This is a genomic window from Reyranella sp., assembly GCF_004296935.1.
Classification (GTDB): domain Bacteria; phylum Pseudomonadota; class Alphaproteobacteria; order Reyranellales; family Reyranellaceae; genus Reyranella.
In genome coordinates this window covers 71,359-96,366 of sequence record NZ_SCVH01000166.1, presented here as the reverse complement: position 1 = coordinate 96,366, position 25,008 = coordinate 71,359, and the positions used below count along the sequence as shown (strand labels likewise).

At 67.3% G+C, this 25,008-nt stretch carries 26 protein-coding genes; 9 read left to right on the top strand and 17 right to left on the bottom strand.

Annotated elements, in window-relative coordinates; all coding sequences use genetic code 11:
- Positions 1–3: 3 nt before the first annotated feature.
- The 12 genes from ccmB to EPO55_RS24745 all read right to left on the bottom strand — a co-directional run bounded on the left by ccmB (position 4) and on the right by EPO55_RS24745 (position 12,621).
- The gene (gene ccmB / locus EPO55_RS24800; RefSeq protein ID WP_296340176.1) at positions 4–669 is read right to left on the bottom strand and encodes a heme exporter protein CcmB; all 666 of its coding nucleotides are present in this window, start codon (positions 667–669) and stop codon (positions 4–6) included.
- Positions 666–1,292: a heme ABC exporter ATP-binding protein CcmA gene (ccmA, locus tag EPO55_RS24795; RefSeq protein WP_296340175.1), complete on the bottom strand. Its 627-nt coding sequence runs from the start codon at positions 1,290–1,292 to the stop codon at positions 666–668. The genes ccmB and ccmA overlap by 4 nt, the downstream gene beginning before the upstream one ends.
- 409 nt (positions 1,293–1,701) lie before the next feature.
- On the bottom strand, positions 1,702–2,877 hold the full coding sequence (locus EPO55_RS24790) for an ABC transporter permease (RefSeq protein ID WP_296340173.1): 1,176 nt from the start codon (positions 2,875–2,877) through the stop codon (positions 1,702–1,704).
- Between the two features lie 7 nt (positions 2,878–2,884).
- Positions 2,885–3,883, bottom strand: coding sequence for an ABC transporter permease (locus tag EPO55_RS24785; protein ID WP_296340171.1), 999 nt, complete (start codon positions 3,881–3,883; stop codon positions 2,885–2,887).
- Between the two features lie 2 nt (positions 3,884–3,885).
- Entirely contained in the window at positions 3,886–5,859 is a 1,974-nt protein-coding gene (locus EPO55_RS24780) for an ABC transporter ATP-binding protein (RefSeq protein WP_296340170.1), read from the bottom strand.
- The gene (locus tag EPO55_RS24775; RefSeq protein ID WP_296340169.1) at positions 5,856–6,362 is read right to left on the bottom strand and encodes a hypothetical protein; all 507 of its coding nucleotides are present in this window, start codon (positions 6,360–6,362) and stop codon (positions 5,856–5,858) included. The genes EPO55_RS24780 and EPO55_RS24775 overlap by 4 nt, the downstream gene beginning before the upstream one ends.
- Positions 6,359–7,144, bottom strand: a complete 786-nt coding sequence (locus EPO55_RS24770; RefSeq protein WP_296340167.1) for a polysaccharide deacetylase family protein — start codon at positions 7,142–7,144, stop codon at positions 6,359–6,361. The genes EPO55_RS24775 and EPO55_RS24770 overlap by 4 nt, the downstream gene beginning before the upstream one ends.
- Positions 7,141–8,304, bottom strand: a complete 1,164-nt coding sequence (locus EPO55_RS24765; protein ID WP_296340166.1) for a glycosyltransferase — start codon at positions 8,302–8,304, stop codon at positions 7,141–7,143. Before EPO55_RS24765 ends, EPO55_RS24770 begins: the two co-directional genes overlap by 4 nt.
- Complete coding sequence (locus tag EPO55_RS24760) at positions 8,301–8,903, bottom strand: histidine phosphatase family protein (protein WP_296340165.1); 603 nt, start codon at positions 8,901–8,903, stop codon at positions 8,301–8,303. The genes EPO55_RS24765 and EPO55_RS24760 overlap by 4 nt, the downstream gene beginning before the upstream one ends.
- Positions 8,900–10,018: a glycosyltransferase family 4 protein gene (locus EPO55_RS24755; protein WP_296340162.1), complete on the bottom strand. Its 1,119-nt coding sequence runs from the start codon at positions 10,016–10,018 to the stop codon at positions 8,900–8,902. The genes EPO55_RS24760 and EPO55_RS24755 overlap by 4 nt, the downstream gene beginning before the upstream one ends.
- 4 nt (positions 10,019–10,022) lie before the next feature.
- The gene (locus EPO55_RS24750; protein WP_296340161.1) at positions 10,023–11,315 is read right to left on the bottom strand and encodes a glycosyltransferase family 4 protein; all 1,293 of its coding nucleotides are present in this window, start codon (positions 11,313–11,315) and stop codon (positions 10,023–10,025) included.
- A 13-nt stretch (positions 11,316–11,328) separates the two neighbouring features.
- The gene (locus EPO55_RS24745) at positions 11,329–12,621 is read right to left on the bottom strand and encodes a glycosyltransferase (RefSeq protein ID WP_296340159.1); all 1,293 of its coding nucleotides are present in this window, start codon (positions 12,619–12,621) and stop codon (positions 11,329–11,331) included.
- 183 nt (positions 12,622–12,804) lie between these two features.
- On the opposite strand from EPO55_RS24745, the gene EPO55_RS24740 reads away from it, so the two are divergent.
- The 3 genes from EPO55_RS24740 to EPO55_RS24730 are packed head-to-tail and all read left to right on the top strand — an operon-like array spanning position 12,805 to position 16,492.
- Complete coding sequence (locus tag EPO55_RS24740; RefSeq protein ID WP_296340158.1) at positions 12,805–15,525, top strand: ABC transporter ATP-binding protein; 2,721 nt, start codon at positions 12,805–12,807, stop codon at positions 15,523–15,525.
- Between the two features lie 19 nt (positions 15,526–15,544).
- On the top strand, positions 15,545–15,994 hold the full coding sequence (locus EPO55_RS24735; RefSeq protein WP_296340157.1) for a Crp/Fnr family transcriptional regulator: 450 nt from the start codon (positions 15,545–15,547) through the stop codon (positions 15,992–15,994).
- Between the two features lie 9 nt (positions 15,995–16,003).
- Positions 16,004–16,492: a class I SAM-dependent methyltransferase gene (locus EPO55_RS24730; protein WP_296340156.1), complete on the top strand. Its 489-nt coding sequence runs from the start codon at positions 16,004–16,006 to the stop codon at positions 16,490–16,492.
- On the opposite strand, the gene EPO55_RS24725 is transcribed toward EPO55_RS24730, so the two are convergent.
- Positions 16,489–16,731 carry a GlsB/YeaQ/YmgE family stress response membrane protein gene (locus tag EPO55_RS24725; protein ID WP_296340155.1) on the bottom strand — a complete coding sequence of 81 codons (243 nt, stop codon included), beginning with the start codon at positions 16,729–16,731 and terminating at the stop codon, positions 16,489–16,491. The two genes, EPO55_RS24730 and EPO55_RS24725, sit on opposite strands and share 4 nt — an antisense overlap.
- 11 nt (positions 16,732–16,742) lie before the next feature.
- The gene (locus EPO55_RS24720) at positions 16,743–17,564 is read right to left on the bottom strand and encodes an exodeoxyribonuclease III (RefSeq protein WP_296340153.1); all 822 of its coding nucleotides are present in this window, start codon (positions 17,562–17,564) and stop codon (positions 16,743–16,745) included.
- A gap of 39 nt (positions 17,565–17,603) precedes the next feature.
- Here EPO55_RS24720 and EPO55_RS24715 point away from each other — a divergent pair, with 39 nt between their 5' ends.
- A complete protein-coding gene (locus EPO55_RS24715) occupies positions 17,604–18,521 on the top strand; it encodes a neutral zinc metallopeptidase (RefSeq protein WP_296340152.1) in 918 nt (305 codons plus the stop codon).
- A gap of 4 nt (positions 18,522–18,525) precedes the next feature.
- On the opposite strand, the gene EPO55_RS24710 is transcribed toward EPO55_RS24715, so the two are convergent.
- Complete coding sequence (locus tag EPO55_RS24710) at positions 18,526–19,227, bottom strand: fumarylacetoacetate hydrolase family protein (protein ID WP_296340151.1); 702 nt, start codon at positions 19,225–19,227, stop codon at positions 18,526–18,528.
- Positions 19,228–19,279: 52 nt separating this feature from the next.
- Here EPO55_RS24710 and EPO55_RS24705 point away from each other — a divergent pair, with 52 nt between their 5' ends.
- On the top strand, positions 19,280–19,888 hold the full coding sequence (locus EPO55_RS24705) for a L,D-transpeptidase family protein (protein WP_296340150.1): 609 nt from the start codon (positions 19,280–19,282) through the stop codon (positions 19,886–19,888).
- 19 nt (positions 19,889–19,907) lie between these two features.
- Here the strand turns inward: EPO55_RS24705 and hrcA are convergent, their stop codons facing one another.
- Positions 19,908–21,011 carry a heat-inducible transcriptional repressor HrcA gene (hrcA, locus tag EPO55_RS24700; protein WP_296340149.1) on the bottom strand — a complete coding sequence of 368 codons (1,104 nt, stop codon included), beginning with the start codon at positions 21,009–21,011 and terminating at the stop codon, positions 19,908–19,910.
- 138 nt (positions 21,012–21,149) lie between these two features.
- On the opposite strand from hrcA, the gene rph reads away from it, so the two are divergent.
- The 4 genes from rph to EPO55_RS24680 are packed head-to-tail and all read left to right on the top strand — an operon-like array spanning position 21,150 to position 24,488.
- Positions 21,150–21,869: a ribonuclease PH gene (rph, locus tag EPO55_RS24695; RefSeq protein ID WP_296340321.1), complete on the top strand. Its 720-nt coding sequence runs from the start codon at positions 21,150–21,152 to the stop codon at positions 21,867–21,869.
- Positions 21,869–22,483, top strand: coding sequence for an RdgB/HAM1 family non-canonical purine NTP pyrophosphatase (gene rdgB / locus EPO55_RS24690; RefSeq protein WP_296340147.1), 615 nt, complete (start codon positions 21,869–21,871; stop codon positions 22,481–22,483). The genes rph and rdgB overlap by 1 nt, the downstream gene beginning before the upstream one ends.
- Positions 22,480–23,646: a radical SAM family heme chaperone HemW gene (hemW, locus tag EPO55_RS24685; RefSeq protein WP_296340145.1), complete on the top strand. Its 1,167-nt coding sequence runs from the start codon at positions 22,480–22,482 to the stop codon at positions 23,644–23,646. Before rdgB ends, hemW begins: the two co-directional genes overlap by 4 nt.
- Positions 23,643–24,488 carry a transporter substrate-binding domain-containing protein gene (locus tag EPO55_RS24680; RefSeq protein WP_296340144.1) on the top strand — a complete coding sequence of 282 codons (846 nt, stop codon included), beginning with the start codon at positions 23,643–23,645 and terminating at the stop codon, positions 24,486–24,488. The genes hemW and EPO55_RS24680 overlap by 4 nt, the downstream gene beginning before the upstream one ends.
- 22 nt (positions 24,489–24,510) lie before the next feature.
- On the opposite strand, the gene hspQ is transcribed toward EPO55_RS24680, so the two are convergent.
- On the bottom strand, positions 24,511–24,882 hold the full coding sequence (gene hspQ, locus EPO55_RS24675) for a heat shock protein HspQ (RefSeq protein ID WP_296340143.1): 372 nt from the start codon (positions 24,880–24,882) through the stop codon (positions 24,511–24,513).
- Between the last annotated feature and the right edge of the window lie 126 nt (positions 24,883–25,008).

Below are 25,008 nucleotides of genomic sequence, written 5' to 3'. Positions count from 1 at the left end.
AGTCTATTCGCCCGCTTGCCGCAAGGCCGCGGCAATCGCCCACGGCGTGGTGGCCAAAGCCACCAGGGCCAGCGCCGCCAGGACCGCGAGATGGGCGCCGAAATCGCCCCCCGTTGCCAACGCCTCGACCGCACCGGCGCCGAAGATGAGGGTGGGCACACAGAGCGGCAAAGCCAGCAGGGCCAACAGGGCGCCGGATTTGCGCGCCCCCAGGGTGAGCGCCGCGGCGAGGCCGCCGATCAGCGACAGGGTAGGCGTGCCGACCAGCAAAGTGGCGGCAAGCGCCAGCAGGCTGTCTCGATCCAGGCCGAAGGCGACGCCCAGGAACGGCGCCAGAAGGGCGAGCGGCAGGCCGGTCACAATCCAGTGAGCACCGCACTTGGCGAGCGCGGCCAACTCGAGCGGCCAGGGCGCCAGCAGCAGGAGATCGAGCGTGCCGTCCTCGAAGTCGGCAGCGAACAGCCGGTCGAGCGACAGGAGCGCGGCGAACAGCGCGGCGCACCAGAGGACGCCGGAAGCGATGCGGGCCAGCACATTGGCCTCGGGTCCGATGCCGAGCGGAAAGAGCGTGGTGGCGACGACGAAGAAGGCCAGCACAACGGCGACGTCACCGGGCCGGCGCCACACCAGCCGCAGGTCGCGCGAGACGAGGGCCGCGAAGCCGCTCATGTCTGCCTGCTCAATTCGAGCATGCGACCGGCAACGCCGAGATTGGCGTGGGTGGCAGCGATGGCAAGGCCGCCAGCGGCGAGATGCTTTTCGAGGGCGGCACGGAAGGCCGCCTGCGCCGGGACATCGAGAGCATTCAGTGGCTCATCGAGCAGCCAGAGCGGTGCCTGGGCCAGGACCACGCGGGCGAGCGCCGTGCGACGACGCTGGCCAGCCGAGAGCGTGCGCACGGCACGCGCCGCGAGTGACGAGAGATCGAAGGCAACCAGGGCGCTGTCGAGCCGATCCTCGGCGGACGGCACCCCACGCAGGCGCTCCGCGGACAGCAGATTCTCGGCGACGGACAGATCGCCCTTCAGGCCCTCGAGGTGGCCCAGCCAGGCGATCCGGCCGCGCCAGGCTTCGGGCTCGGCCCGGACATCGACGCCCTGCCAGTGGATCATCCCGACCTCGGGGCGGACCAGCAGGGCCAGCGCCCGCAGGAGCGTGGTCTTGCCGCTGCCGTTGCGGCCCATGAGTGTAAGCATCTCACCGGCGGCGAGGCTGAAGGACAGGCGCTCGAACACCTTCCGGCCGCCGCGGCGGCAGGCAAGATCTGCCACTTCGAGAAGGGAGGTCGCCATCTGTGGCGCCGTCGTAGCATGACGGCTGGAGGGGGCCGGAAAAGAAAAAGGCCGCCCTCTCGGGGGAGAATGAGAGGACGGCCGAAGCGCCTCCGAAGAGGCTAGAACGTGGCCTTTGGGGGGAACCACGTTCGGGGGAGATACAAGACCAAGATGGAAACCCCGCGTGGCCGTCGCTAGACCCAATTGGGGCATTAGTGTGATTTTTTAATCACACTCGTTTTTGGTAGTGAATGTGAATTTATGAGCCAAAATCAAAAGGTTAGGATTGTGCCCTCCTCCTTATTCACATGGAGAGGTGCTCCGGCTCATGGGCCGGAGGAGTCGGAAGCCTTATCCGTTCTGAAGCGCACGGGCTCTCAGGGCTGATTGCAGCCCCTGCCGCCCGCCACGCCCAAGCGCTTTGCGCTTAGGCGTAGGGATCAGCCGCGTCTCTCATTCCGTCGCCCATGAACTGGTAAGCCAGGATGACCAGGACCACGGGCACGACAGGCAGCATCAGCCACCAGTTCACGGCCACGACATTGATGTCCGTCGCCTCGTTCAGCAGCACACCCCACGAGGTGATGGGCGGCCGGAGGCCGAGGCCGAGGAAGCTGAGCGCCGTCTCGGCCAGGATCATCGAGGGAATGGATAGCGTCGCCGAGGCGATGAGGTGGCTCATGAAACCGGGCAGCAGATGGCGGCCGATGATACGGGCGGGCTTGGCACCCATCATCTGGGCGGCGGCGGCATAGTCCTCCTCGCGCAACGATAAGAGCTTGGAGCGCACGGCGCGCCCTAGCCCCGGCCAGTCGAGTAGCGCCAGGATGATGGTAATGCCGAAATAGATTACCAGCGGCGACCAGGTCACCGGCAGCGCCGCCGACAACGCCAGCCAAAGCGGCAGGTGCGGGAAGCTCTTGATGATCTCGGTGATGCGCTGGACGACGCTGTCGATCCAGCCGCCGTAGTAGCCCGCCAGCCCGCCCAGCACCAACGCCAACACGAAGGATAGCGTGATGCCGATGATGCCGATGGTGAGCGAGATGCGTGCGGCATAGACGATACGGCTGAACAGATCGCGTCCCAACCGGTCGGTGCCCAGCCAGAAGAACTGGCCACCTTCGGGCGGACAGACGAAATGGAACGAGGCGTCGATCATGCCCCAGAATTCGTAGGGCGCGCCGCTACAGAAGAACCGGAGCGGCATCGGCTTGGCGAGGTCCGCGGTATAGACGCGTTGCAGCGTGTCGGGATCGCGGTCGGTCTTCAGGCCGTAGACGAAGGGCCCGAGGAACTTGCCCTCGTGGAACAGATGGACCGACTGCGGCGGCGCGAAGATGTAGGCCGAGTGGCGGCTGTGTAGGTCGTAGGGCGCGATCCACTCGCTGATGGCGGTGGAGAAATACATCAGCGCCAGGAAGACCATCGAGACCACGGCCGGCCGATGCTTGCGGAAGCGCCACCACATCAGCTTCCACTGGCCGGCCATGTAGTACTTTTCCTGATCGGCGGTCAGGCGCTCGGCGACGTAGGGATCCCATTTCTCCTGGCTGACGAAGTGCGGGGTGCGAGTCGGCGGCGTCGAGGATTGGTCGGTCATGTCCGCCTCACTTTTCCGACGTGGCGCCGAAGCGGATGCGTGGATCCAGCGCGGCCAGCGCCAGGTCCGAGATCAGCATGCCGATCACCGTCAGCACCGCCACGAACAGCAGGAAGGTGGCGGCGAGGTTTACATCTTGGGTTTTCAGCGCGCCCAGCAGCATCGGTCCGGTGGTGGGCAGCGACAGCACGACAGAGACGATGACCGAGCCCGAGATGACGTCGGGCAGCAGGCCGCCGATATCGGCCACGAACGGGTTGATGGCATGGCGCAGTGGATACTTGATCAGCAGGCGCATCGGCGGCAGCCCCTTGGCCCGGCCGGTGACGACATACTGCTTCTGCAGTTCGTCGAGCAGGTTGGCGCGCAGCCGTCGGATCATGCCGGCGGTGCCGGACATGCCGATGACGATCACCGGGATGATGAGGTGCTCGGCCACCGAGACGAACTTGCCCCAGCTGAACGGCTTGTCGATGTATTCGGGATCCATCAGGCCGCCGATCGACAGGCCGAAATAGACCTTGCCGACATAGAGCAGCACCAGGGCCAGCAGGAAGTTCGGTACCGAGAGACCGACGAAGCCGATGAAAGAGGCGACGTAATCGCCCATCCGGTACTGGTGGGTGGCGGCATAGACGCCGATGACGAACGAGACGATCCAGATGAAGGCGATGGTCGAGGATTCCATGATCAGCGTGAGTGCCATGCGCTCGCCGATCAGCTCGGATACCGGCACGGTATCCTGGCAGCTGAGGCCGAAGTCCCAGCGGAAGATGCCGCCGACCCATTCGAAGTAGCGCTGCCACAGGGGCTGGTCGAGGCCATAGAGTGCGCGCAGTTCGTCGGCGCGTACCAGCGCATCGGCATCGCCGCGCGCCAGCAGCTCGTCGATCTGCGAGGTTACGCAATCGCCGGGCGGCAGGTCGATGATGAAGTAGACGAGGGCGCTGATGACGAACAGGGTCGGGACCATCAGCAGCACGCGGCGCACGATGAAATTGAGCATGCTCAGGCGCCTCCCCGCGCGGCGCGGACGTAATGCCCCGGCTCGGCCTCGGTCCAGAAAAGCGTTTCCTTTCCGGTATCCCTGAACGGTTCCGGCCAGGCCGCCGGGTCCGAGGCCTTGCCCTCCATCAGCGCGCCGAGATCGAGGCGGTGCCGGGGATCGGGCATCGGCACCGCCGACAGCAACGCCCTGGTGTAGGGATGCAGGGGCCGGCGGAACAGTTCGCCCGCCGGCGCCAGCTCGACCAGACGGCCGGCGCACATCACGGCGATACGGTCGGCGATGTAATCGACCACGGCGAGGTTGTGCGAGATGAAGAGGTAGGTGAGGCCGAGCTGCTTCTGCAGGTCCTTGAGCAGGTTCAGGATCTGGGCCTGGATCGACACGTCGAGCGCCGAGACCGGCTCGTCGCAGATCACCATGTCGGGCCTGAGCGCCAGCGAACGCGCGATGCCGATGCGCTGGCGCTGGCCGCCGGAGAAGGAGTGCGGGTAGCGACTGAGGTGGCGGCGGTCGAGGCCGACCATCTCCATCAGCTCGCTCACCATCTCGCGGCGGTAGGCATCGTCGCCGATGCCGTGAATGATCAGCGGCTCGACCAGGATGTCGTAGACGGTCATGCGTGGATTGAGCGAGCCGAACGGGTCCTGGAAGATGAACTGCAGCTTGGTGCGGAAGCGGTCCAGGTCGTTGCCCTCTAGCATCATGACGTCGACCTTGCGGCCCCAGTCGTCATAGACAACCCGGCCGGCGCCCTCGTTGGGATCGGCCGAGATGCCCCGCATCAGCATCTTGCTGAGCGTGGTCTTGCCGCAGCCCGACTCGCCCACCAGGCCGAGGCACTCGCCACGCTGGACGTCGAAGCTGACGTCATTGACCGCGCGGATGGTGCGCGTGGTGCCACCGCCCATCAGCGATTCGATCAGTGTGTCGGCCTTGCGGATGCGAAAGGTCTTGCTGAGATGCCTGACCTTGAGCACCGGCGCGGCGGGGTTGAAGCTGGCCGTCGGCGCGGTCTGGGCCTTCTCCTTCAGGAGATGGCCGGTTGCAGCGGTGATCTCGCGGATCGGCTGCAGCCGCTCGCCGGGCTTCATGTCGAACCGCGGCACCGCATGCAGCAGCGCCTTGAGATAGGGATGCTGCGGGTCGCGGAAGATATCGTGCAGGTCGCCCGATTCGACGACTTTGCCGCGATACATCACGACCACGTCGTCGGCGACGTTGGCGACCACCCCGAGATCGTGGGTGATCATCAGCAGCGCCATGCCCAATTCCTTCTGCAGATCCTTCATGAGGCGCAGGATCTGGGCCTGGATGGTGACGTCGAGCGCCGTCGTCGGCTCGTCGGCGATCAGCAATGCCGGCCGGCAAACCAGGGCCATGGCGATCATGGCGCGCTGGCGCAGGCCGCCCGAAAGCTCGAACGGGTAGGTTCTGAGTGCCCGCTTGGGATCGGGGAAACCGACCATGCGCAGCATGTCGCGCGTCAGCTCGTCGATCTCGGCGCGGCCGAGCTTGCGGCCATTATTGCGCGCCGCCTCGCCGATCTGGTCGCCCAGCGAATGGAGTTCGCTGAACCGGCTGCCGCCGTGCAGCTCGACGGCTTCGCCGATCTGATCGCCCACGGTATGCAGCGCCGACAGCGACGTCATCGGCTCCTGGAAGATGATGGAAATCTGCCCGCCCCGGATGCGCCGGATCTCGGGGCCGGTGCGATCGAGCTTGGCGATGTCGATCGGGCCGCCGCCGGCGCGTGGATCCTCGAACAGGATCGAGCCGGACGAGACCGTGGCGGTACGCGGCAGCAGGCCCATGATGGCCTGGCTGCACACCGACTTGCCGGAACCCGACTCGCCCACCAGGGCCAGCGTGCCACCGGGCGGGATCGAAAACGAGACATTGTCGACGGCCCGAAGGATTCCTTCATGGACGCCGAAGTCGACGGTCAGGTTCTCGACGCGCAGCAGATCCTTCATGCCAATTCTTCCTGACCCGCCACCGAAATTCCCATCGACCTCAGATTGGCCCGCGTCGCCTCGCTCAGGCCGACGCCGCCGGCCTCGGCGGCCCGTGCCGCCCGCTCGACGATATCGTGAAAACCGTCGAGTGAGGAATCGACCTTCACCATGCGTCCCCCGGTCGAGCCGATACTGAGCTGCATCCAGCCGTCGGACCGGTCGCGCTTGGTCGAGAAATAGCTGAGCTTCAGGCGATCGAGCCGTGCCCATTCCACCAGCGTCCCGGCCGGCCCGTCGGCGCAAAGCGTGTCCGGCCCCAGGACATAGCGCGTGTGGTGCCGGAGTGCGGTGCGCGCCAGGAACAGGGCGAACAGCAGGAATCCGGCCAACAGGAGCCCCGCCAGCCAGCGGTTGACGTCGAGCAGCAGCAGGGGCGCGCCACACAGCAGGACGCCCGCCGCAGCACGCAGATAGTCGGCCCACAGCGTCTGGCGCGGATAGCGTAGTTCGGCAGAACTCAAGCGCGCGCCTCCCCTCCCTCGGAATTCTTGGCCGCGAACAGCTCGTGCGCCGGGCGCACGCGCAGGCCCGACATCGTTCTTGTTCTTTCCCAGAATGACCTTAGGAAATCCCATGCCCGGCCGTCCATCGCAAGATGATGGCTTAGAAGCCCTACGGGTTCCCCGCTGTCGGTCCGCGACCGGGCGAGCGACGTCACCAGCACTGCAAGGCACGCCTCCTCGCCGGCGAAGCCGCGCTCCCCCTTCCAGTCGATCAGGTCGACGTGGGTATTGACCTGGCGCAAGCCGCGCACTGGTTGGGCACGGGCCCGCGCGCCGAAAGTCGAGAGCCCGGTGAAACCGATCTCCGGCAGGGTCGGCACCAGGACCGGCGCGATACGGTTCCAAGGCGGCACCATGACACTGAGCGGGCGATTGCCAAACAGCCGTTCCAGCGCCAGCCAGCCGGTGCCGAGCTCACCCAGCACGATCATGGCCGGGCGGTGCAGGCCGAGCTCGATCTTCTTTCCTTCGCCTGGCATCGCGTGATTGACGTGGGCGTAGCCATGCTGGAGCAGGTCGACGTCAGGCTCGGCGGCGAGGCGCCCGGCCAGGGCCGATGTCGCGCGCGCGGGCACGACCGCCAGGGCCAACGGCATCGCGGTCTCGCGATGGAGTGCGAGCAGCCGGTCGAGCTCCGGGCCGGCATCGGCGGCATCGTCGTCGCGCCACCACAGTTCGGCGGTGCGGCCGGCGGCGCGCCAGTGCTCGAGTTCGCGCTCGAGCGCCTGCCAGTTGCTCATGACGTCACCATCTGGCGCAGCGCCTCGACCGTTGCCAGTCCACCCCGCGCATCGACTGGCGGGAAGCTGCGGATCGACGGACCGGCCCATGCCGCGGCGACGGCGGCGGCCAAAGTCTCGGGCGACAGGCTGTCGGGCGGCACAGAGGCGACCATGCCGCGCTCGACGAGGAGACGGGCACGATCGGCCTGCTCGGTCTCGCGTACGGTGCCGAAGGGCACCAGCACGGCGCGGTCGGCGTGGCACAGTGTCTCGATCACGGTGTTGTAGCCAGCCTGGGAAATCGACAGCGCCGCGTTCTGCAGCAAGGTCGGGAAATCGTCGCGTGTCGGCTCGACGACGATGCCCGGACTGGCGGCTTTGGCCAGATCGGCCCGATCGGCGGCGGGCACGTTCGGTCCGACCAGCAGGCGCCAGCGCCGGTCGGCGAGCGCCGTCATCGGCCGGGCTTTCAAGGCGGCGCGAAGCAGCGGCACGCCGACCGCGCCGCCGCCTGCCGACACGATCACCTCACCTTTGCCCACCAGACTTGACGGGGCATCGCCGTGCGGCGCCGGCGCGGGGTCGGAGTCGGCGACATAACCGGTGTAGAGTGCCCGTGCTTTCACATCGTCCCAGGCCGGAAAACTCTCCTCGAAGCGTACGAGAGCAGGATCGGCATGGATCAGCAGCGCGTCGAAGGCTTCGAAGGTCGCCACCGTCTCGTCGACCCGGTCGGGCGACGCCGAGCGCCGCACGACGTCGCGCACCGACGACACGATCCACGGCGGCGATGGCTGGTCCCGCGCCGCCTCGAGAAGCGGCAGCAGCTCGAACCGGAGTTGCGTGCGGCCGAAGGGAAACTGCTCGGTCATCAGCACGTCGGGCGCCTCTGACCGGAACAGGTCGAGCAGGCGGCGCGTCCGCTCGGCGCGAAAGGCATGGTCGAGCGGCGTGCCGTCGAGCCGCGCCAGCTCCTTCAGCCGCGCATCGGCAGCGCGCAACGGTGGCAGTTGATGGAAGCGTGCGCCGCCCAGCGCCAGCCCGTCGGTCGGCGCCCCACCGGAAACCAGCAGCACGTCGAAGCCGCCACCTGCCATCGCCCGCGCCAGTGTCGCGGCACGACGCAGATGACCGATGCCCAGGAGGTGCTGCACGTAGAAAAAGACGCGCTTCTTCACGAAGCACCTTCGAGCGGCACATTCAGGCGTTCGACCGCGACCCGCCCGTCGTCGTGCACAACGAAGAAATGAACCGAGCGCCAGTCGAGTTTGTGCGGCGGCCGGCCCAGCATGTTCCAGCCGGTCGCCAGCGCCAGCAGGGCGCGGATGGCGGCTTTGTGCGAAACCGCGACCACGGGCTCGCCCGCCTGGGCGATAGAGCCGGCCCAGAGGCCGATGCGGGCCATCGCCGTACGCGGCGACTCGCCGCCCGGTGGCTGGAAGTCGAGCCCGGCCGCTTCTGCAGCCGCGAAGGCGGTACCGCCCGCGACGCGCAGCTCGGCCAGGGTGCGGCCCTCCCAGACGCCGAAGCTCATCTCGCGTAACGCCGAATCGACGGTCACGGCAGCAGAGGGCTGCAGCAGCTCAGCTGTGCACCGGGCGCGCTGCAGCGGACTGGACATCCGCTTCCAGCCGTCGGCCGGCGCCGGCAGTCGCCAGCGTCGCGCTGCCGCCTCGCCTTCGGGGCTGAGGCAGGTATCGGTGAGGCCCTGGAGACGGCCTGCGGCATTCCACTCGGTCGGCGCATGGCGCAGGAGCGCGAAGGGCACGGCGCTCATGTGAGAGTACCTCCCCTTAGCGTCTTGAGCGCCACGGCCAGCGCATGGGCCGCCGCGCGCTCGTCGTGATGCGCCGCCACGCGGGCCGCGGCGGCGGCGCCCAGGCGCGCGCGCTCGGCCGGCGAGTCGAGCAGCCGCGCAACAGCGGCGGCAAAAGCCGGAGCATCGCCGATCGGCGTCAGCAGGCCAGTGACGCCATCGGCCACCACCGCCGGCACGCCGCCGGTGCGGCCGGCGACCACGGGCAGGCCCGAGGCCTGGGCTTCGAGAAAGGCCATGCCGTAGGCTTCGTTGATCGCGGGCCAAAGGTAAAGGTCCGACGCCGCATAAAGCGCCGGTAGATCGGCGTGAGGCACCGCGCCGGCGAAGCGCACGCGGGCGCCAAATGGTGCCATCAGCGCCTCGATCTGGGCGCGTGCCGGCCCATCGCCGACGAGAAGCGCCTGCCATTTCCGGTCCTTCAGCAGCGCCAGGGCCTCTGCCAGCACGCGATAGGACTCGAGCTTGTCGCGGGTGCGCATCATGCCGACGCTGAGCAGCATGGGTGGATCGTTCACCGGCCTGGGCACGATGGCGCGAAAGGGCGCCGTGTCGATGAAGGGAGGCAGCCGGAGCTGGCGGGCGCCGGGCCTGAGCCGCGCCCGCACGCCGGCGACGTCGCGGGGATTGACCGTCAGCACCAGGTCGGCGGCAGCCAGCGCGCGTTCGACGGTGCGATGGCCGAGTCGGGTCGGCCCTTGGGTGCGGCGTGGTGCGTGGCTCGCCTCGGCGATCACATAGGGCATGCCGAGCGAGCGCGTCACCTCGGGCCCCAGCCAGTCGGGCTTGCGGTAGTAGCAATGGTAGGTGAACCAGAGATCGAAGCGTTCGGGATGGCTGGCCGGCAGCGCGCGCCAGCGCGCGATCAGCCGTGCCGCCTGCGCCCTGGCGCGCCGTTCCAGTGCGAGATGTGCTTCCGGCGGCGGCACGCCCGGCGCCACGCGGCTCAGCGGCGGCATCACAACGCGATGGCCGAGCCGCTGCAGCAGGCGCGCGAACCCCCGCGCCATCTCTCGATCGCCGGAAGGCACGGCGCTGTCGGGCGGCTTTAGCGGCGTGTGCAGCAGCACGCGCATGGACCTACTCCGCGGCGCGCGCCGTTGACGAGCGTTGCTGGTCCATTCCCTGTCCTCCGAGTGCGGTCGCGATCCAGTCGATGCCGGCGTCGAAGGAGAAGCGCGTGCGCACGATCTCGGCCGCCCGCACCGCGAGGCGCGCGCGCAGCCCGGGATCGCCGATAGCGCGCGCCAATGCCCGGGCCAGTTCATCGGGCGCACCGGGCGCCACCAGCAGGCCATTCACGCCGTCCTCGATGAACTCGCCGATCGCTGCGGCATGCGTCGACACCAGCGGCAGGCCCTGGTGCGCCGCCTCCATCAGCACGTTGGGCAATCCGTCCTGATCGCCGTCGGCAGCCCGCTTGCTGGCCAGCACGAACAGGTCGGCACCTGCAAGCGCGGCGAACACCACCTTCTGCGGCTGTGCGCCATGCCAGACGCAGCGCTGGCCGATGCCGAGCGACGCCGCCTCGGCCTTCAACGCATCCGAGAGTTCACCCGCACCGACATGCTCGAAGCGCCAGTGCAGCTCAGGCGGCAGCTTGGCCAGTGCCTGCAGGAGATCGTCATAACCTTTCTTCTCGACCTTGCGGCCGATCGACAGGACGACGACCGGATCGGCGGCATTGCTGCCGTCGCGCCGTGGCCGCGCCGACGGAGGTGGCGGCAGATGGGCGAAGTCGAGGCCGTGATAGACCAGCCGCAGGCGCCCCGAATCCCTGGCGGGATGGGGCGCCAGCTCCTTCAGCCGCTGCAGGCCGACACCGGTGCAGGTCACCAGCCAGGCCGCGTCATCGAGCTTCTCCGAGACCTCCCACGGTGCGCTGGTCCAGATGTCCTTGGCATGGGCCGATACGCTCCAGGGCAGGCCACGCAGCGCCGCCGCATAGCGTGTGACCGAGGCCGGCGTGTGCAGGAAGTGGGCGTAGAGCCGGTCGATCGAAGCCGGCAGCTCGGCCGCCAGCACCAGCGCCTGGCCCCAGCGGCGGACCCGGTTGGCGGTCGGATCGCGCCGGAGATCGGCGAGAAATTTCTGCCGCGCCAGCGCATAGCCCGGCAGGCGGCGCGCCTTGCGCCAGCCGTCGAACACCCGGCGCGGATCGTCCTTGAGATATTCCGGCAGATAGACCGCGCGGCCAGCGACGCGCTCGTGCACCGGATGGCGTGCCTTGTCGGTCGGCCGGCGCAGCGACCAGATTTCCAGCGCCACGCCGCGGGCCTCGAGGCCGGCGATCTCCTGGGCGATGAAGGTTTCGGAAAGGCGCGGCCAGCCTTTCAGCACGACCGCGACGCGCGCGCCCATTTCGACGGACATGAACAGCCGCTGCTTAGGTCCTGGCGCGCACGGGCGGAACGCCCACCGAGTTGGGCGCCGGATCGGGTGCCGGCTCCGCGCTGCCTTCCCCCGCGTCGAGCGATGCCGGGCCACGATGCGGGTGCATGAGCTGCTTGGCGACCAGACGCCAGACATTGCCAAGTCCGTCGAGCAGGCCGGGCACCACGACGTCGCTCGGCAGACCCTGCTGCGGCAACTGCCGCAACGCCGTTGCCATGGCCTGCGGATCGCGGCCCTTGTCGGCATCGAGCATCTCGACCAGGCCGATGTTGCGTGCGGCGCGGGCGCGGATGAATTGCTCCAGCCGCGGCCTGGTGCGAGGCACGATGATCGCCTTCTTGTCGAACGACAGGATCTCGCAGAAGGTGTTGTAGCCGCCCATGGCGACGACGCCCGCCGCACGCTGCATCAGCGCGCCGAGATTGTTGGTGAAAGTGAGCGTGCGGATATTCTTGAACTTCGCGGCGCGGTCCTTGAAGGCCTCGCGCGCCGTAGCCGACATGAACGGGCCGAAGACGATCACTGCGCCATAGGGAATGTGGGGATCGTGCTCGTAGGCCGCGAGCACCCAGTCGACCAGGTCCTCGCCGTCACCGCCGCCGCCGGACGTGACCAGGATGAAAGGCCCGTCGATCTCCTCGATCTCGTGCGGAATGTCGGCGTGCAGCGGCAGCTCGCGGTGCAGGTAGCCGGTGTAGACCGTCTTGTGGCGCACCGACGGTGGCACGTCGATGCCGGTGAGCGGCTTGTTGATCTGCGGCAGGCCGTAGATCCAGATCTCGTCGTAGAGGTCGCGCAGGGCCGGCACGATCTTCTTGCGCTCCCATTCCTGGGCGAGCGCCGTCGGATCGTCCATGACGTCGCGCAGGCCGAGTACCAGCGGCGTGCCACGGTCCTTGAGCAGGCGCAGCGCCGGGCCGACCTCGCCGCGGAGCCCGAGCGGCTCCTTGTCGACGATGAAGAGGTCGGGCCGGAAGATGTCGGCGGTGTCGCGGATGATGCGGGTCCGCATCTCCATCGTGTGCTCGACGCCGACCCGGAGGTTGGCGGAGTCGTATTCGCCGGTGTCGATCTGCTTGACCACGCCGGGCACGCGCACGAAGTCGATGCCGGAGCGGAATTCGTAGGATCCGATCATCGGCGAGCCCGACAGGATCAGGACCGACACCGACTGGTCGGCCTCGACGAGGGCATTGGCGATGGTGCGGCAGCGGCTCACATGGCCGAGGCCGAAGGAGTCGTGGCTGTAGATCAGCACACGCTTGGACCGGCTGCTGGCGGGCATGTGAAGCGTCTCCCCTGGACGAAGCGCCTCCTGCTCCGGCCGGTGAATGTTGTCCGACTATGCCACAGCCCGGCTGCGGCGTGAAATCGGGCCCCTCTGACACGAAAAATCGAATGTAATCAAGGGGCTGATCGAATATACGGAACGGGGAGCCTAAACTGGGTCGGCGCCGCACAGGAATCGATGCAACGCAATCTGTTCACCTACATCTGGCGGCACAGCCGGCCCGAGCAGCTCGTGATCCTGGCGCTCGTGGTGCTGGCGCAGCTCTTCTACTTCCTGTCGCTGACCGTGCCGAAGTCGGTCATCAACAACGGCATCCAGGGCAACGCCTTCAAGGACAGCAAGACCATCCCGTTCCTGGTCTGGGAACTCGATCTGTCGGCCATCCTGCCCGGCAAGGTCATCCGCTTCTTCGACGGCTTCCAGGTCGACCAGCTCCAGTACCTTGTCGTGATGAGCTTCGTCTTCCTGGGTGCGGTGGTCGTGAACGGCCAGTTCAAGAAGACGATCAACACCCAGAAGGGCCGCATGGGCGAGCGCATGCTGCGCCGCCTGCGCTACGAGCTCTACGACCGCATCCTGCGCTTCCCGCCGGCCCACTTCCGCAAGGTCAAGCAGGCCGAGCTCGCCACCATGGTCAAGGACGAGGTCGAGCCGCTCGGCGGCTTCATCGGCGATGCCTTCGTGGCGCCGATGTTCCTCGGTGGTCAGGCGCTGACTGCCATCATCTTCATCATGCTGCAGAACTGGCTGCTCGGCATCGTCGTGATCGTCCTGCTGGGCGTGCAGATGGCGATCATCCCGCGGCTGCGCAAGCCGGTGCTGGTGCTCGGCCGGCAGCGTCAGCTCTCGGCGCGGCTGCTTGCCGGCCGTATCGCCGAGACCGCCGATGGCGTCCACGAGATCCACGTCCACGGCGCCGCCAACTACGAGCGCGCCGACATCTCCGAGCGGCTGGGTGGCATCTTCAAGATCCGCTTCGACCTCTATCAGAAGAAGTTCGTCGCCAAGTTCTGGAACAACTTCCTCTCCCAGGCGACACCGTTCGCGATCTACCTGATCGGCGGCTATTTTGCGATCACCGGCCAGATGGACGTCGGCGCCGTGGTCGGCGTCCTGCTTGCCTACAAGGACCTGCCGTCGCCGATCAAGGAACTGATCGACTGGGACCAGCAGCGCCAGGACGTGCAGATCAAGTACGAGCAGGTGATCGACCAGTTCCAGCCCGAAGGCATGATGCCGCCCGAACTGCAGGCCATCCCCGACGGCCCGCCGCCGCCGCTCGGCAACGAGCTTGCGCTGGCCGGCGTCACCTTCTCCGAGGACGGCCGAGTGAAGCTCCTCGACAGCGTCACGCTTGCCGTGCCGACGGCGGCGAGAATGGCGGTGATCGGTGGCGCCGGCTCGGGCAAGGACGTGCTGGGTCAAATGCTGGCCCGCCTGGTGCTGCCGACCGGCGGCTCGGTCCGCCTCGATGGCAAGGATTTCTTCCAGGTGCCCGAATACCTGCTGGGCGCCCGCACCGCCTACGTCGGCCAGGACACCTATCTGTTCCCGCTCTCGGTCCGCGACAATCTGCTGTTCGGGTTGAAATTCCGGCCGGTCGCGCCAGCCAGCTACGATGATGCGACGCGCGCGGTGCGCGAGGCGTTCTGGAAGGAATCGGAGCGCGCCGGCAACCCGCCGTTCGATCCCAATGCCGACTGGATCGACTACGAACTGGCCGGCGCCACCGGCCCGGCCGACCTGCTGCCGCGCATGGTCGATGCCCTGCGCCAGGTCGAGATCGACGAGGACATCTATTCGCTGGGCCTGCGCGGCACCATCGACGCGGCACAGAGGCCCGATCTCGCCGACAAGATCCTAAAGGCGCGCCACACCCTGCACGGCCGCCTGCAGAACGAGGCCTATGCCGGCCTGGTCGAGCCGTTCAACGGCGATCTCTACAACAAGAACCTGTCGGTGGCTGAAAACCTGCTGTTCGGCACACCGCTCGGCAAGCAGTTCGACGGCGACAACATCGCGGCCGACCCCTACGTGCAGTCGGTGCTGCAGGCGACCGGCCTCAACCTCGACCTGCAGCGCATGGGGCTCAGCATCGCCGAAACCATGGTCGAGCTGTTCTCCGGCCTGTCACCCGACAATCCGCTGTTCGAGCAGTACAGCTTCATCTCGGCCGACGAGCTGCCCAACGTGCGACTGCTGCTGCAGCGGCTGGGCGGCAAGGGCATCGAGGCCGTGCCCGAAACCGACCGGCCACGCCTGATGACGCTGCCCTTTCGCTACATCGAGGCCCGCCATCGCCTCGGCCTGATCGACGCCGAGATGGAAGGGCGCATCCTGGCGGCCCGGCATGCCTTCGCCGAAGGCCTGCCGGCCGAGCTGCGCAGTGTCGTCGAGTTCTACGATTTCCAGCGCTACAACAGCGCCGCCACCCTGCAGGACAATATCCTGTTCGGGCGCCTGGTGTACGGCCAGGCCCAGGCCGAGACGCGAATCGGAACACTGATCGCCGAGGTCCTGAACGAGCTCGAGCTGCGCGACCAGGCGATCGAGGTCGGTCTGGAGTACAATGTCGGCGTCGCCGGCAAGCGCCTGCCGGCGACCCAGCGCCAGAAGCTCGGCATCGCCCGCGCCCTGATCAAGCGGCCACAGCTCTTGATCGTCAACGAGGCCGTCGCCATGTTCGATGGCCGCACGCAGGACCGCATCCGCGACAACATCCTGGCGGTAACGACGGTGGAAAAGCGCGGCGTGGTCTGGATCGCCAACCGGCCGGCCCAGGCCGAGCCGTTCGAGCAAATCGTGGTCATGCAGGCCGGCCGGGTTGCCTCGCAGGGCGCGCCCGAGGAACTGGCGGCGCGCGGCGGGCTCTATACCGAGTTGATGGCGTCGGCGTAACGGCAACGAGGAGGACGCGATGAACCTCAATGAAGAAGTCGAGCTGCTCAAGCGGGTGCCGATCTTCTCCAAGATCGAGCAGGCCAAGCTGAAATTGCTGGCCTTCACCAGCGAGCGGGTGAACTTCGCCGCGGGTCAGGAGGTCTGCCATCAGGGCGACCAGGGCGACACGATGTACGTCATCCTGGGCGGCACGGCGGACGTGCTGATCGACGCGGCGGGCGGCCAGATCGCCGTGGCGGAGATGAAGAAGAACAGCTTCTTCGGCGAGATCGCCATCCTGTGCGACGTGCCGCGCACCGCGACGATCAAGGCGAAGGAGCCGCTTGCCACGCTCAAGATCACCAAGGACATGTTCTACCGCCTGGTGGCCGAGTTCCCGCAGATGGCGGTCGAGATCATGCGCGAGCTGGCGCATCGCCTCGAGGACACCAACCAGAAGCTGCAAGCAGCCACCAAGCCCGCCTGACCGCCGCGCATGAGCCGTCTCGACAGTTTCATCGCGCGCATGCAGGCGCAGCGCGACTGCCTGAATTTCCTGAAGCCCGCGGTCGACCGGCTGGGTGGCCCGATCCTCGAGATCGGGCTGGGCAATGGCCGCACCTACGATCACCTGCGCGACCTCTTTCCCGGCCGCGACATCTACGTCTTCGAGCGCCAGGTAGCGGCCCATCCCGACTGCATCCCGCCCGACGATCGCCTGTTCCTGGGCGAGGCGCGGGACGCGCTACCGCGGGCCGCCGGGAAGCTGGGCGCCGTGGCGGCGCTGATCCACACCGATCTCGGCACCGGCGATCACGCCGCCAACATGGCGATGGGCGCCTGGCTCGGCCCGGCGCTGGATGCGCTGGCCGGGTCGGGCGGCTACATCCTCGCCAACCAGTCGCTTGAAGTGCCGCGCTGGCAGCGCCTGCCCGAGCCGGCCGGCGTGCCGAAGGACCGGTATTTCCTCTATCGGGTGAACTAGCGGCCGAACAGCTGGACGAGCGCCAACAGGGCGATCGCGCCCACGACCGAGCCGATGAAGCCCGCCGGCCGCCCGACGCGATAGAGGCCGAGTGCTTGGCCGCCATAGGTCGCGATCACCGAACCCGCGATGCCGATCAGGACCGTGATCCAGAATCCGTGGATGTGCGCACCGGGGCCGATCCAGCGCGCCACGAGGCCCACCAGGAAACCGATCAGTATGATGAAGATGATATGCATGGTCGCCACCCCTAAATCTCGAATGTCGCCAGCACCGGCACATGGTCGGATGCCTTCTCCCAGTCGCGCAGGTCGGCGTCGATGCGATAGCCGCTGATCGCTCCCGACAACGCCGGCGTGGCGAGGATGTGGTCGAGCCGGCGGCCGCGATTCGAAGCCCGCCAGTCGGTGTTGCGGTAGCTCCACCACGAATAGAGTTTCTTGTCGGCGGCCACGAAACGGCGCGGCACGTCGATCCAGTCGAGCGACGCCTGCATCTGGGCGAACAGGTCGACCTCGACGGGCGTGTGCGACACGATCTTGAGCAGCTGCTTGTGGTTCCACACGTCGTGCTCGAGCGGCGCCACGTTGAGGTCGCCGACGGCGATGCGGCGCAGGCCCTTGCGGGCGCGCGGCCTGGGCTTGTGGCTGGCGTACCACTTGGCCATCTCGCGGTAGAAGTCGAGCTTGTGCGCGAACTTCACGTTCTGGGCGACATCGGGAATATCGCCGCCCGCCGGGATGTAGAGATTGTCGAGCAGGATCGGATCGCCGCCGAGATCGAGCGCGACTTCGATATGGCGGCAATCCTCCTTGCCGCAGCGATGGTGGATGGTGGTGGCGGTGAACGGCACCTTCGAGAGGATCGCCACGCCGTTGTAGGACTTCATGCCCTGGACGAGGCGGTGGGTGTAACCCAGCGCCTCGAACGCGAGGTGCGGGAAGAACTCGTCCGGGCACTTGGTTTCCTGCAGGCAGAGCACGTCCGGCTTGCGCAGCCGCAGGTACCGCTCGACGTTACCGATCCGCAGGCGGACCGAGTTGATATTCCAGGTGGCGACCGTCAGGCTCATTGGATACGCACTATAGGCCAAGGCGGTGGAGGCCTCACCATGCAGATGGACGGCGACGAGAGCAGCAACATCGAGGACCGGCGCGACGACGGCGGCGGATTTGGTGGCAGCCTGGGGGGCGGCTTTCCGATGCCGATGGGCGGCGACGGCGTGTTCACGGGTGGACTGGGCGTGGTGGGCTTCATCGTGCTGGCGCTGCTGTTCGGTGCCGACCCCGGCGAGATCCTGGGCGGCATGACCGGCGGCACCTCGAGCCATGCGCCGGCGCCATCATCGTCAGCCAGCCATCCCGCCCAGCGGCCCGCAGCCGATCCAGAAACGCAGTTCGTGGCGCGCGTGCTGAAAAGCACCGAGACCGTGTGGTCCGACATCTTCCGCGACATGGGCAAGGTCTATCGCGAGCCCAAGCTGGTACTGTTCCGCGACGCCACGCGCACCGACTGCGGCGTCGGCCAGGCCGCCATGGGGCCGTTCTATTGCCCCGCCGACCAGCGCGTTTATCTCGACCTCGGCTTCTTCGACGAACTCGCCCAGCGCTTCCATGCGCCCGGCCAGTTTCCACAAGCCTACGTCATCGCCCACGAGATCGGGCACCACGTCCAGAACCTGCTCGGCATCTCGGGCCAGGTGCAGCAGATGCGCCAGAGCATGAGCAAGCGCGACGGCAACGCGCTGTCGGTGCGGACCGAATTGCAGGCCGATTGCTTTGCCGGTGTCTGGGCCAACCGCGCCGACCGCCAGCGCGGCGGCAAGATGATCGACGATCGCGACATCGATCAGGCGATGGCCGCGGCGACGGCGATCGGTGACGACAGATTGCAGCGCCAGACGCAGGGCCGCGTCGTTCCCGACAGCTTTACGCACGGCAGCAGCGCCCAGCGCACGCGCTGGTTCCGCGTCGGCCTCGACAGCGGCGATTACCGCAAGTGCGACACCTTCCGCGCCCAACAATTATAGCTGGCTAGACCAGCGTGCAGGTGACGGTTCCGCAGCCATCGACGAAGCCGGCCAGCGTGTCGCCCTTGACCACCGCGGCCACGCCGTCGGGCGTACCTGTGTAGATCAGGTCGCCGGCGGCCAGCGCCACCAGGCCCGACAGATACGAGATCGTCTCCGGCACGCTCCAGATCAGGGCGTTGAGGTCCGACTTCTGGCGGGTCTTGCCGTTCACATCGAGCTGGATGGTGCCCTTCGACGGATGGCCGATTTTCGATGCGGGGAAGATCTCTCCGATCGGCGCGGACTGGTCGAAGCCCTTGCCCATGTCCCACGGCCGGCCCATGTCCTTGGCTTGGTTCTGCAGGTCGCGGCGGGTCATGTCGAGGCCGACGCCGTAGCCGAAGACGTGATCGAGCGCCTTGTCGATGGCGATGTTGGCGCCACCGGACTTCATCGCCACCACCAGCTCCATCTCGTGGTGCAGGTTCTTGGTGGCTGACGGATAGGCGACCTTGGTCGGGTTCTTGGGATCGGCGCAGATGACGATGGCGTCGGCCGGCTTGGTGAAAAAGAAGGGCGGCTCGCGGTCGGGATCATGGCCCATCTCGCGGGCATGGGCGGCATAGTTGCGGCCGACGCAGAAGATGCGGCGGACCGGGAACAGGTCGCCGGTTCCATGGACCGGCACGCCGACAGTGGCCGGCGGCGTCACGACATAAGCCATCGCTTTCCCCCTCAAGAGCGTGCCTTTATGAAGGGCACCGGAGTGCCAGGCAATGACCGACGAGAATATCCTGATCGTGCAGGCCGATTCGGCTGAAACCTCACTGGGCTGGGCCACCCTGGGGCCCCGGCGCTGGCGCTGCACGGTGGGTGAAGGCGGCATCCGCGAGGACAAGGTCGAGGGCGATGCCGCCACGCCGGCAGGAGAATATCCGCTACGTCGCCTCTATTTCCGCAACGACCGGCTGGTGCTGCCCAAGGTCCGCCTGCCGGCCCGGCCGATCTCCGAGCACGACGGCTGGTGCGACGACCCCCAGTCGCCGACCTACAACCGGCTGGTCCATGTGCCCAACGACTGGAGCGCCGAGAAGATGTGGCGCGAGGACGCCCTCTACGACCTCGTGGTCGTGGTCGGCTACAACGACGACCCGCCGGAGGGCGAATGGGGCAGCGCCATTTTCCTCCATGTCGCGCGCGAGGATTATGCGCCGACCAAGGGCTGCGTCGCCTTCTCGCAAGCCGACCTGCTGGAACTGGTGCCACTGCTCGGCCCCGCGACCCGCCTGCGCGTGTTGGCGCTTCCGGCGTCCGAGCAGGTGCCGGCGAGCGGCGAAGGCGCCGAGATGAAGACGCTGGAAGATTTCGACGAAAAAGACTGGTGAGCCGGCCCGTGTGAACGCGCTAGCCGACAACACGGCCGATGGCGCGGGCGGTGTAGTCGACCAGCGGGATGATGCGGGCGTAGTTGAGTCGCGTCGGGCCGATGACGCCGATGGCGCCCAGGATCCGTTCCTGCGAATCGCGGAACGGCGCCACCACCATCGAACAGCCGGTGTTGGCGAACAGCGGATTGTCGGAACCGATGAAGATCTGCACGCCCGACGCCGTGTTGGAAAGCTCGAGCAGCCGCACGAAACCCTCGCCGCGCTCGAGCGCGTCGAACAGCGTACGGACGCGTTCGAGATCCTCGATCGCGGTGATGTCCTCCAGGAGCCGCGCCTGACCGCGCACGATCAGCGCGCTGCCTGGCTCGCCCGCCCAGGTCGCCAGGCCCGATTCGATCACGCGCGCGGTGAGGTCGTTCAGCTCGGCTCGCTGCAGCTTCAGGTCTTCCAGAATGAGGCGACGCGCATCCTCGAAGGTGCGCCCCATCAGGCGCGCGTTGAGATAATTGGTGGCCTCGATCAACGCCGACGGCGGCATGCCCAAAGGCGTGTCGATGACGCGGTTCTCGACATGGCCCGATTGCGTGACGGTCACAACCAGCGCGCGTCCGGGGCCAAGATTGACGAACTCGATATGCTTCAGCGGCTGCTCGGTCTTGGGCGCCATCACGAGGCCGGCGCAGCGCGACAGGCCGGAGAGCAGCGTCGTCGCCTGCTCCAGCGCCTCGGTAACGCTGCGGCCGACCGTGGCGCAGCGCGCCTCGATGCTGCTGCGTTCTTCCTCGGAAATGTTGCCGACCTCGAGCAGACCGTTGACGAAGAGCTTCAGACCGGCGTCGGTCGGCAGGCGGCCCGCCGAGGTGTGGGGGGCATAGAGCAGCCCGACATCCTGCAGATCCGCCATGATGTTGCGGATGGTGGCGGGCGACAGCGTCTCCGACAGTTTGCGCGTGAGGGCGCGGGAGCCCACCGGCTCGCCGGTCTCGACGTAGCCCTCAACGACCAGGCGCAGGACCTCGCGCGCGCGGTCGTTCAACTCGGCAACCGAGGCCGTCTGCCGTTGTCCGGGGGGACTATCGGCGAGGACCCCCCCGGGAGAGCCGATACGGTGGATCGCCATGGAAAAAATGTAGGTAGTACAAGGGGGCGGGTCAATGAACGCAGCCAAGAAGGCTAAAGGGGGCGGCTGGATTCGTAACCGTCCCGGCGCTACACCGGCCGCCCGCCATTCGGGCGATATATGTTCAGGAGAAGAATGATGCGCCCTTCCGGCCGCAGTCCCGACCAACTACGCCCGATTTCCCTGGAGCCGGGCTTCTCGCGCTACGCCGAAGGCTCGTGCCTGGTGAAGTTCGGCGAAACCCATGTCCTCTGCACCGCCTCGGTCGACGACAAAGTGCCGCCGTTCCTGCGTAATTCGGGGCGAGGCTGGGTCACTGCCGAATACGGCATGTTGCCGCGCTCGACCCATACCCGCACGGACCGTGAGGCTGCTCGCGGCAAGCAGTCGGGCCGTACCCAGGAGATCCAGCGCCTGATCGGCCGCGCGCTGCGCGCCGTCGTCGATTTGCCGGCCATGGGCGAGCGACAAATAAATATCGACTGCGACGTGCTGCAGGCCGATGGCGGCACCAGGACGGCCAGCATCACCGGCGCCTGGGTGGCGCTGCATTTCGCCTTCGAGCGACTGATCAAGGACGGCAAGCTCACGGCCAACCCGATGAGCGGCCAGGTGGCGGCGGTGTCGTGCGGCCTGTTCGAGGGCGCGGCGGTGCTCGACCTCGACTATCCCGAGGATTCCAAGGCCCAGGCCGACGCCAACTTCGTGCTGACCGGCGATGGCGGCATCGTCGAGGTCCAGGGCACGGCCGAAGACAAGCCGTTCAGCGAGGCGCAGTTCATGGAACTGCTCAATCTTGCCAAGAAGGGCGTCGGCGAACTGGCGCGCCTGCAGCGACTGGCGATCGGCAAAACCTGATGCCGCGCCGCTTCGTCTTGCCCAAGCTGGTGGTGGCCACCCACAACCGCGGCAAGGCGGGCGAGATCCGCACCATGCTCGGCGCATTCGGCGTCGAGATCGTCTCGGCGGGCGAGCTCGGCCTGCCGGCGCCCGACGAGACCGGCATTACCTTCGAGGAGAACGCCACCATCAAGGCGCTGGCAGCGACTCGGGCGAGTGGATTGCCGGTACTGGCCGACGATTCCGGCCTCAGCGTACATGCGCTCGACGGGCAGCCCGGGGTCCATTCAGCCGACTGGGAGGGTCCGGCACGCGACGCCAAAGTCGCCATGCAGCGCATCCAGGACGAACTCGCCAAGCGCGACGTTCCCAGGACCGACGTCGCGCGAGCCGCCACCTTCCATTGCGTGCTGGCGCTGGCCTGGCCCGATGAGCATCTCGAGCTGTTCCACGGCACTTGCGACGGCAGCATCGTCTGGCCGCCGCGCGGCAGCGGCGGCCACGGCTATGATCCCTGCTTCCAGCCGAAAGGCGATACCCGGACGACGGCGCAAATGTCCGATGCCGAGAAGAACGCCATCAGTCATCGAGGCCGTGCTTTCCGGATGATGGTCGAGGCCTGCTTCAGATGAGCGCGCAGCCGCTGGGCGTCTATGTCCATTGGCCCTTCTGCAAGTCGAAGTGCCCCTACTGCGACTTCAACAGCCATGTTCGCGACGGCGTCGAACAGGCGCGCTGGCGCGACGCGCTCCTGAAGGAGCTGGAGCATGCCGCCCGCGAGGCACCGGACCAGCGCGTCGAGACGATCTTTTTCGGCGGCGGTACGCCGTCGCTGATGGCGCCCGAGACCGTGGCGGCCGTGATCGCGCGGACCCGGGAGCTGTGGGATTGTGCTGCCGATGTCGAGATCACCCTGGAAGCCAACCCGACCTCGGTCGAGGCCCGGAGGTTCGCGGCCCTGGCCGAGGCCGGCGTCAATCGCGTGTCTCTGGGCATCCAGGCGCTGGACGCCCCGTCGCTCAAATTCCTCGGCCGCGAGCACTCGACCGACGAGGCGCTTGAAGCCCTCGGCACCGCGCGACGGCACTTCTCCCGCTTCTCGTTCGACCTGATCTATGCCCGGCCGGGCCAGACACCCGAGGCCTGGGCCGAGGAACTGGAGCGCGCACTCGGCCTCGCGGGCGAGCACCTCTCGCTTTACCAGCTGACCATCGAGCGCGGCACCCGCTTCTTCACCGATCATGCCCGCGGCGCCTTCGTCCTGCCGGACGAGGAGGCGGCAGCCTCGATGTTCGAGGCGACCCAGGCGCGTCTCGCGGTGGCTGGCCTCCCCGCCTACGAAATATCCAACCACGCCCGGCCGGGGGCTGCCTGCCGCCATAATTTGATCTATTGGCGGTATCAGGATTACGTCGGCATCGGACCGGGCGCCCACGGCCGCTTCGCCGAACGCCCGGCACAGGCCCCGGCCAAGCGGGCGACGCGGCGGGCGAGTGGACCGGAAGCCTGGTTGGACGCCGTCGAGCAGGCCGGCCACGGCACGGCGGAAAGCTCGGTGGTTGCCGGGCAGGATCTGGTGGAGGAGGCGTTGATGATGGGACTGCGACTGGCCGACGGCATCGACCGCGCCACGTTCGCGTCCGTCACCGGCGCCGATCCCGTGGCGGCACTGGGTGAGGCCAGGCTGGCGCCGCTGGTCAGGGCGGGCTTCCTCGAGATCGAACCGGATCGCCTCCGCGCTACCGCGTCGGGCCGACAGCGCCTCAATGCGCTCCTCGAGCGGCTGATCGCATGAGACTGCCCCTGCGGACATCGGCGCTTCTGGTGATGCTGCTCGCCATGGCGGGGACTGCGTTCGCCCAGCAGCAGCCGCGGCCACCAGCCAAGCCGGCGCCGGCGCCGGCCAAGCCCGCACCAAAGTCGCCCTTCACGCCGCCCGCCTTCAAGATCACGGTCGCCACCGAGGCCGCCTTCCCGCCCTTCAACTATCTCGACCGCAAGGGCATGCCGGCCGGCTTCGAGATGGAGCTGGCGCAGGAGGCCTGCCAGCGCATGAAAGCCGAGTGCGAGTTCACCGCCTTCAAATGGGATGAGCTCATCCCGGGCCTGCTCGACAAGAAATTCGACATGGTCATGTCGTCGATGGAAGTGACCAGCGAGCGGCGCAAACGGATGGCCCTGTCGCGCCGCTACTACCTCTCGCCCGGCGCCTTCATCGCGCAGAAGGGGGCGCCGTTCGACGGCCCACCTTCGTTGCTGCGCAACAAGCGGATCGGCATCCAGAAGGATTCGACGCACGCCGACTGGGCCGACAAGAGCTTCCGCCGCTCGGCCCAGCTCAAGCGCTACAACACGCTGGCCGAAGCCTTGCGCGCGCTCACCAATGACGAGGTCGATGCGGTGTTCGGAGACAAGGTCCAGCTCTGGCTGTGGAGCCAGAAGCCCGAGGGCAAGTGCTGCGAGCTGGTCGGACAGGACATCAAGGACAACCAGACCCTGGGCATCGGCGTCGCCGCCGGCGTGCGCCGCGAGGACATGAAGCTGCGCGACGCCTTCAACAAGGCGCTGGGCGAGATGATGAGCGACGGGACCTACAAGAAGATCAACGAGAAGTATTTCCCGTTCGCGATCAACTAGAGGTCGGCCAACGGGAGGTCGATCAGTGCAGCGCGCGATCGCGCGAGACGTAGAGGCCGCGCTTCAGTTCCTTGAAGAAATGCGGAACCTGCGGATGCGACACCGGCTTGCCGGTTTCGTCGGGCAGCAGGTTCTGTTCCGAGACGTAGGCGACATAGGTCGTCTGCGAATTCTCGGCCAACAGGTGATAGAAGGGCTGGTCGCGGCGCGGGCGAACCTCCGCCGGAATCGACGCCAGCCACTCCTCGGTGTTGGCGAACACCGGGTCGACGTCGAAGATGACGCCGCGGAACGGATAGACACGGTGCTTCACCACCTGGCCGATGGCGAACTTCGCGGTGCGCGTCGGCGGTTCGACGATCGCCGGGACGGAAGCGTGATTGTCGATTTCCATGGCGCAAGTATTACCTCGAACAAGGCCGCAGGCAACGCGGTCGGATCGCCGATTTCACCGGCCCCGTGCAACAATACGTGAGCCGCCGGCCTTTGGATCGCCCTGCAAGAATAGGGCCGGCTTTCC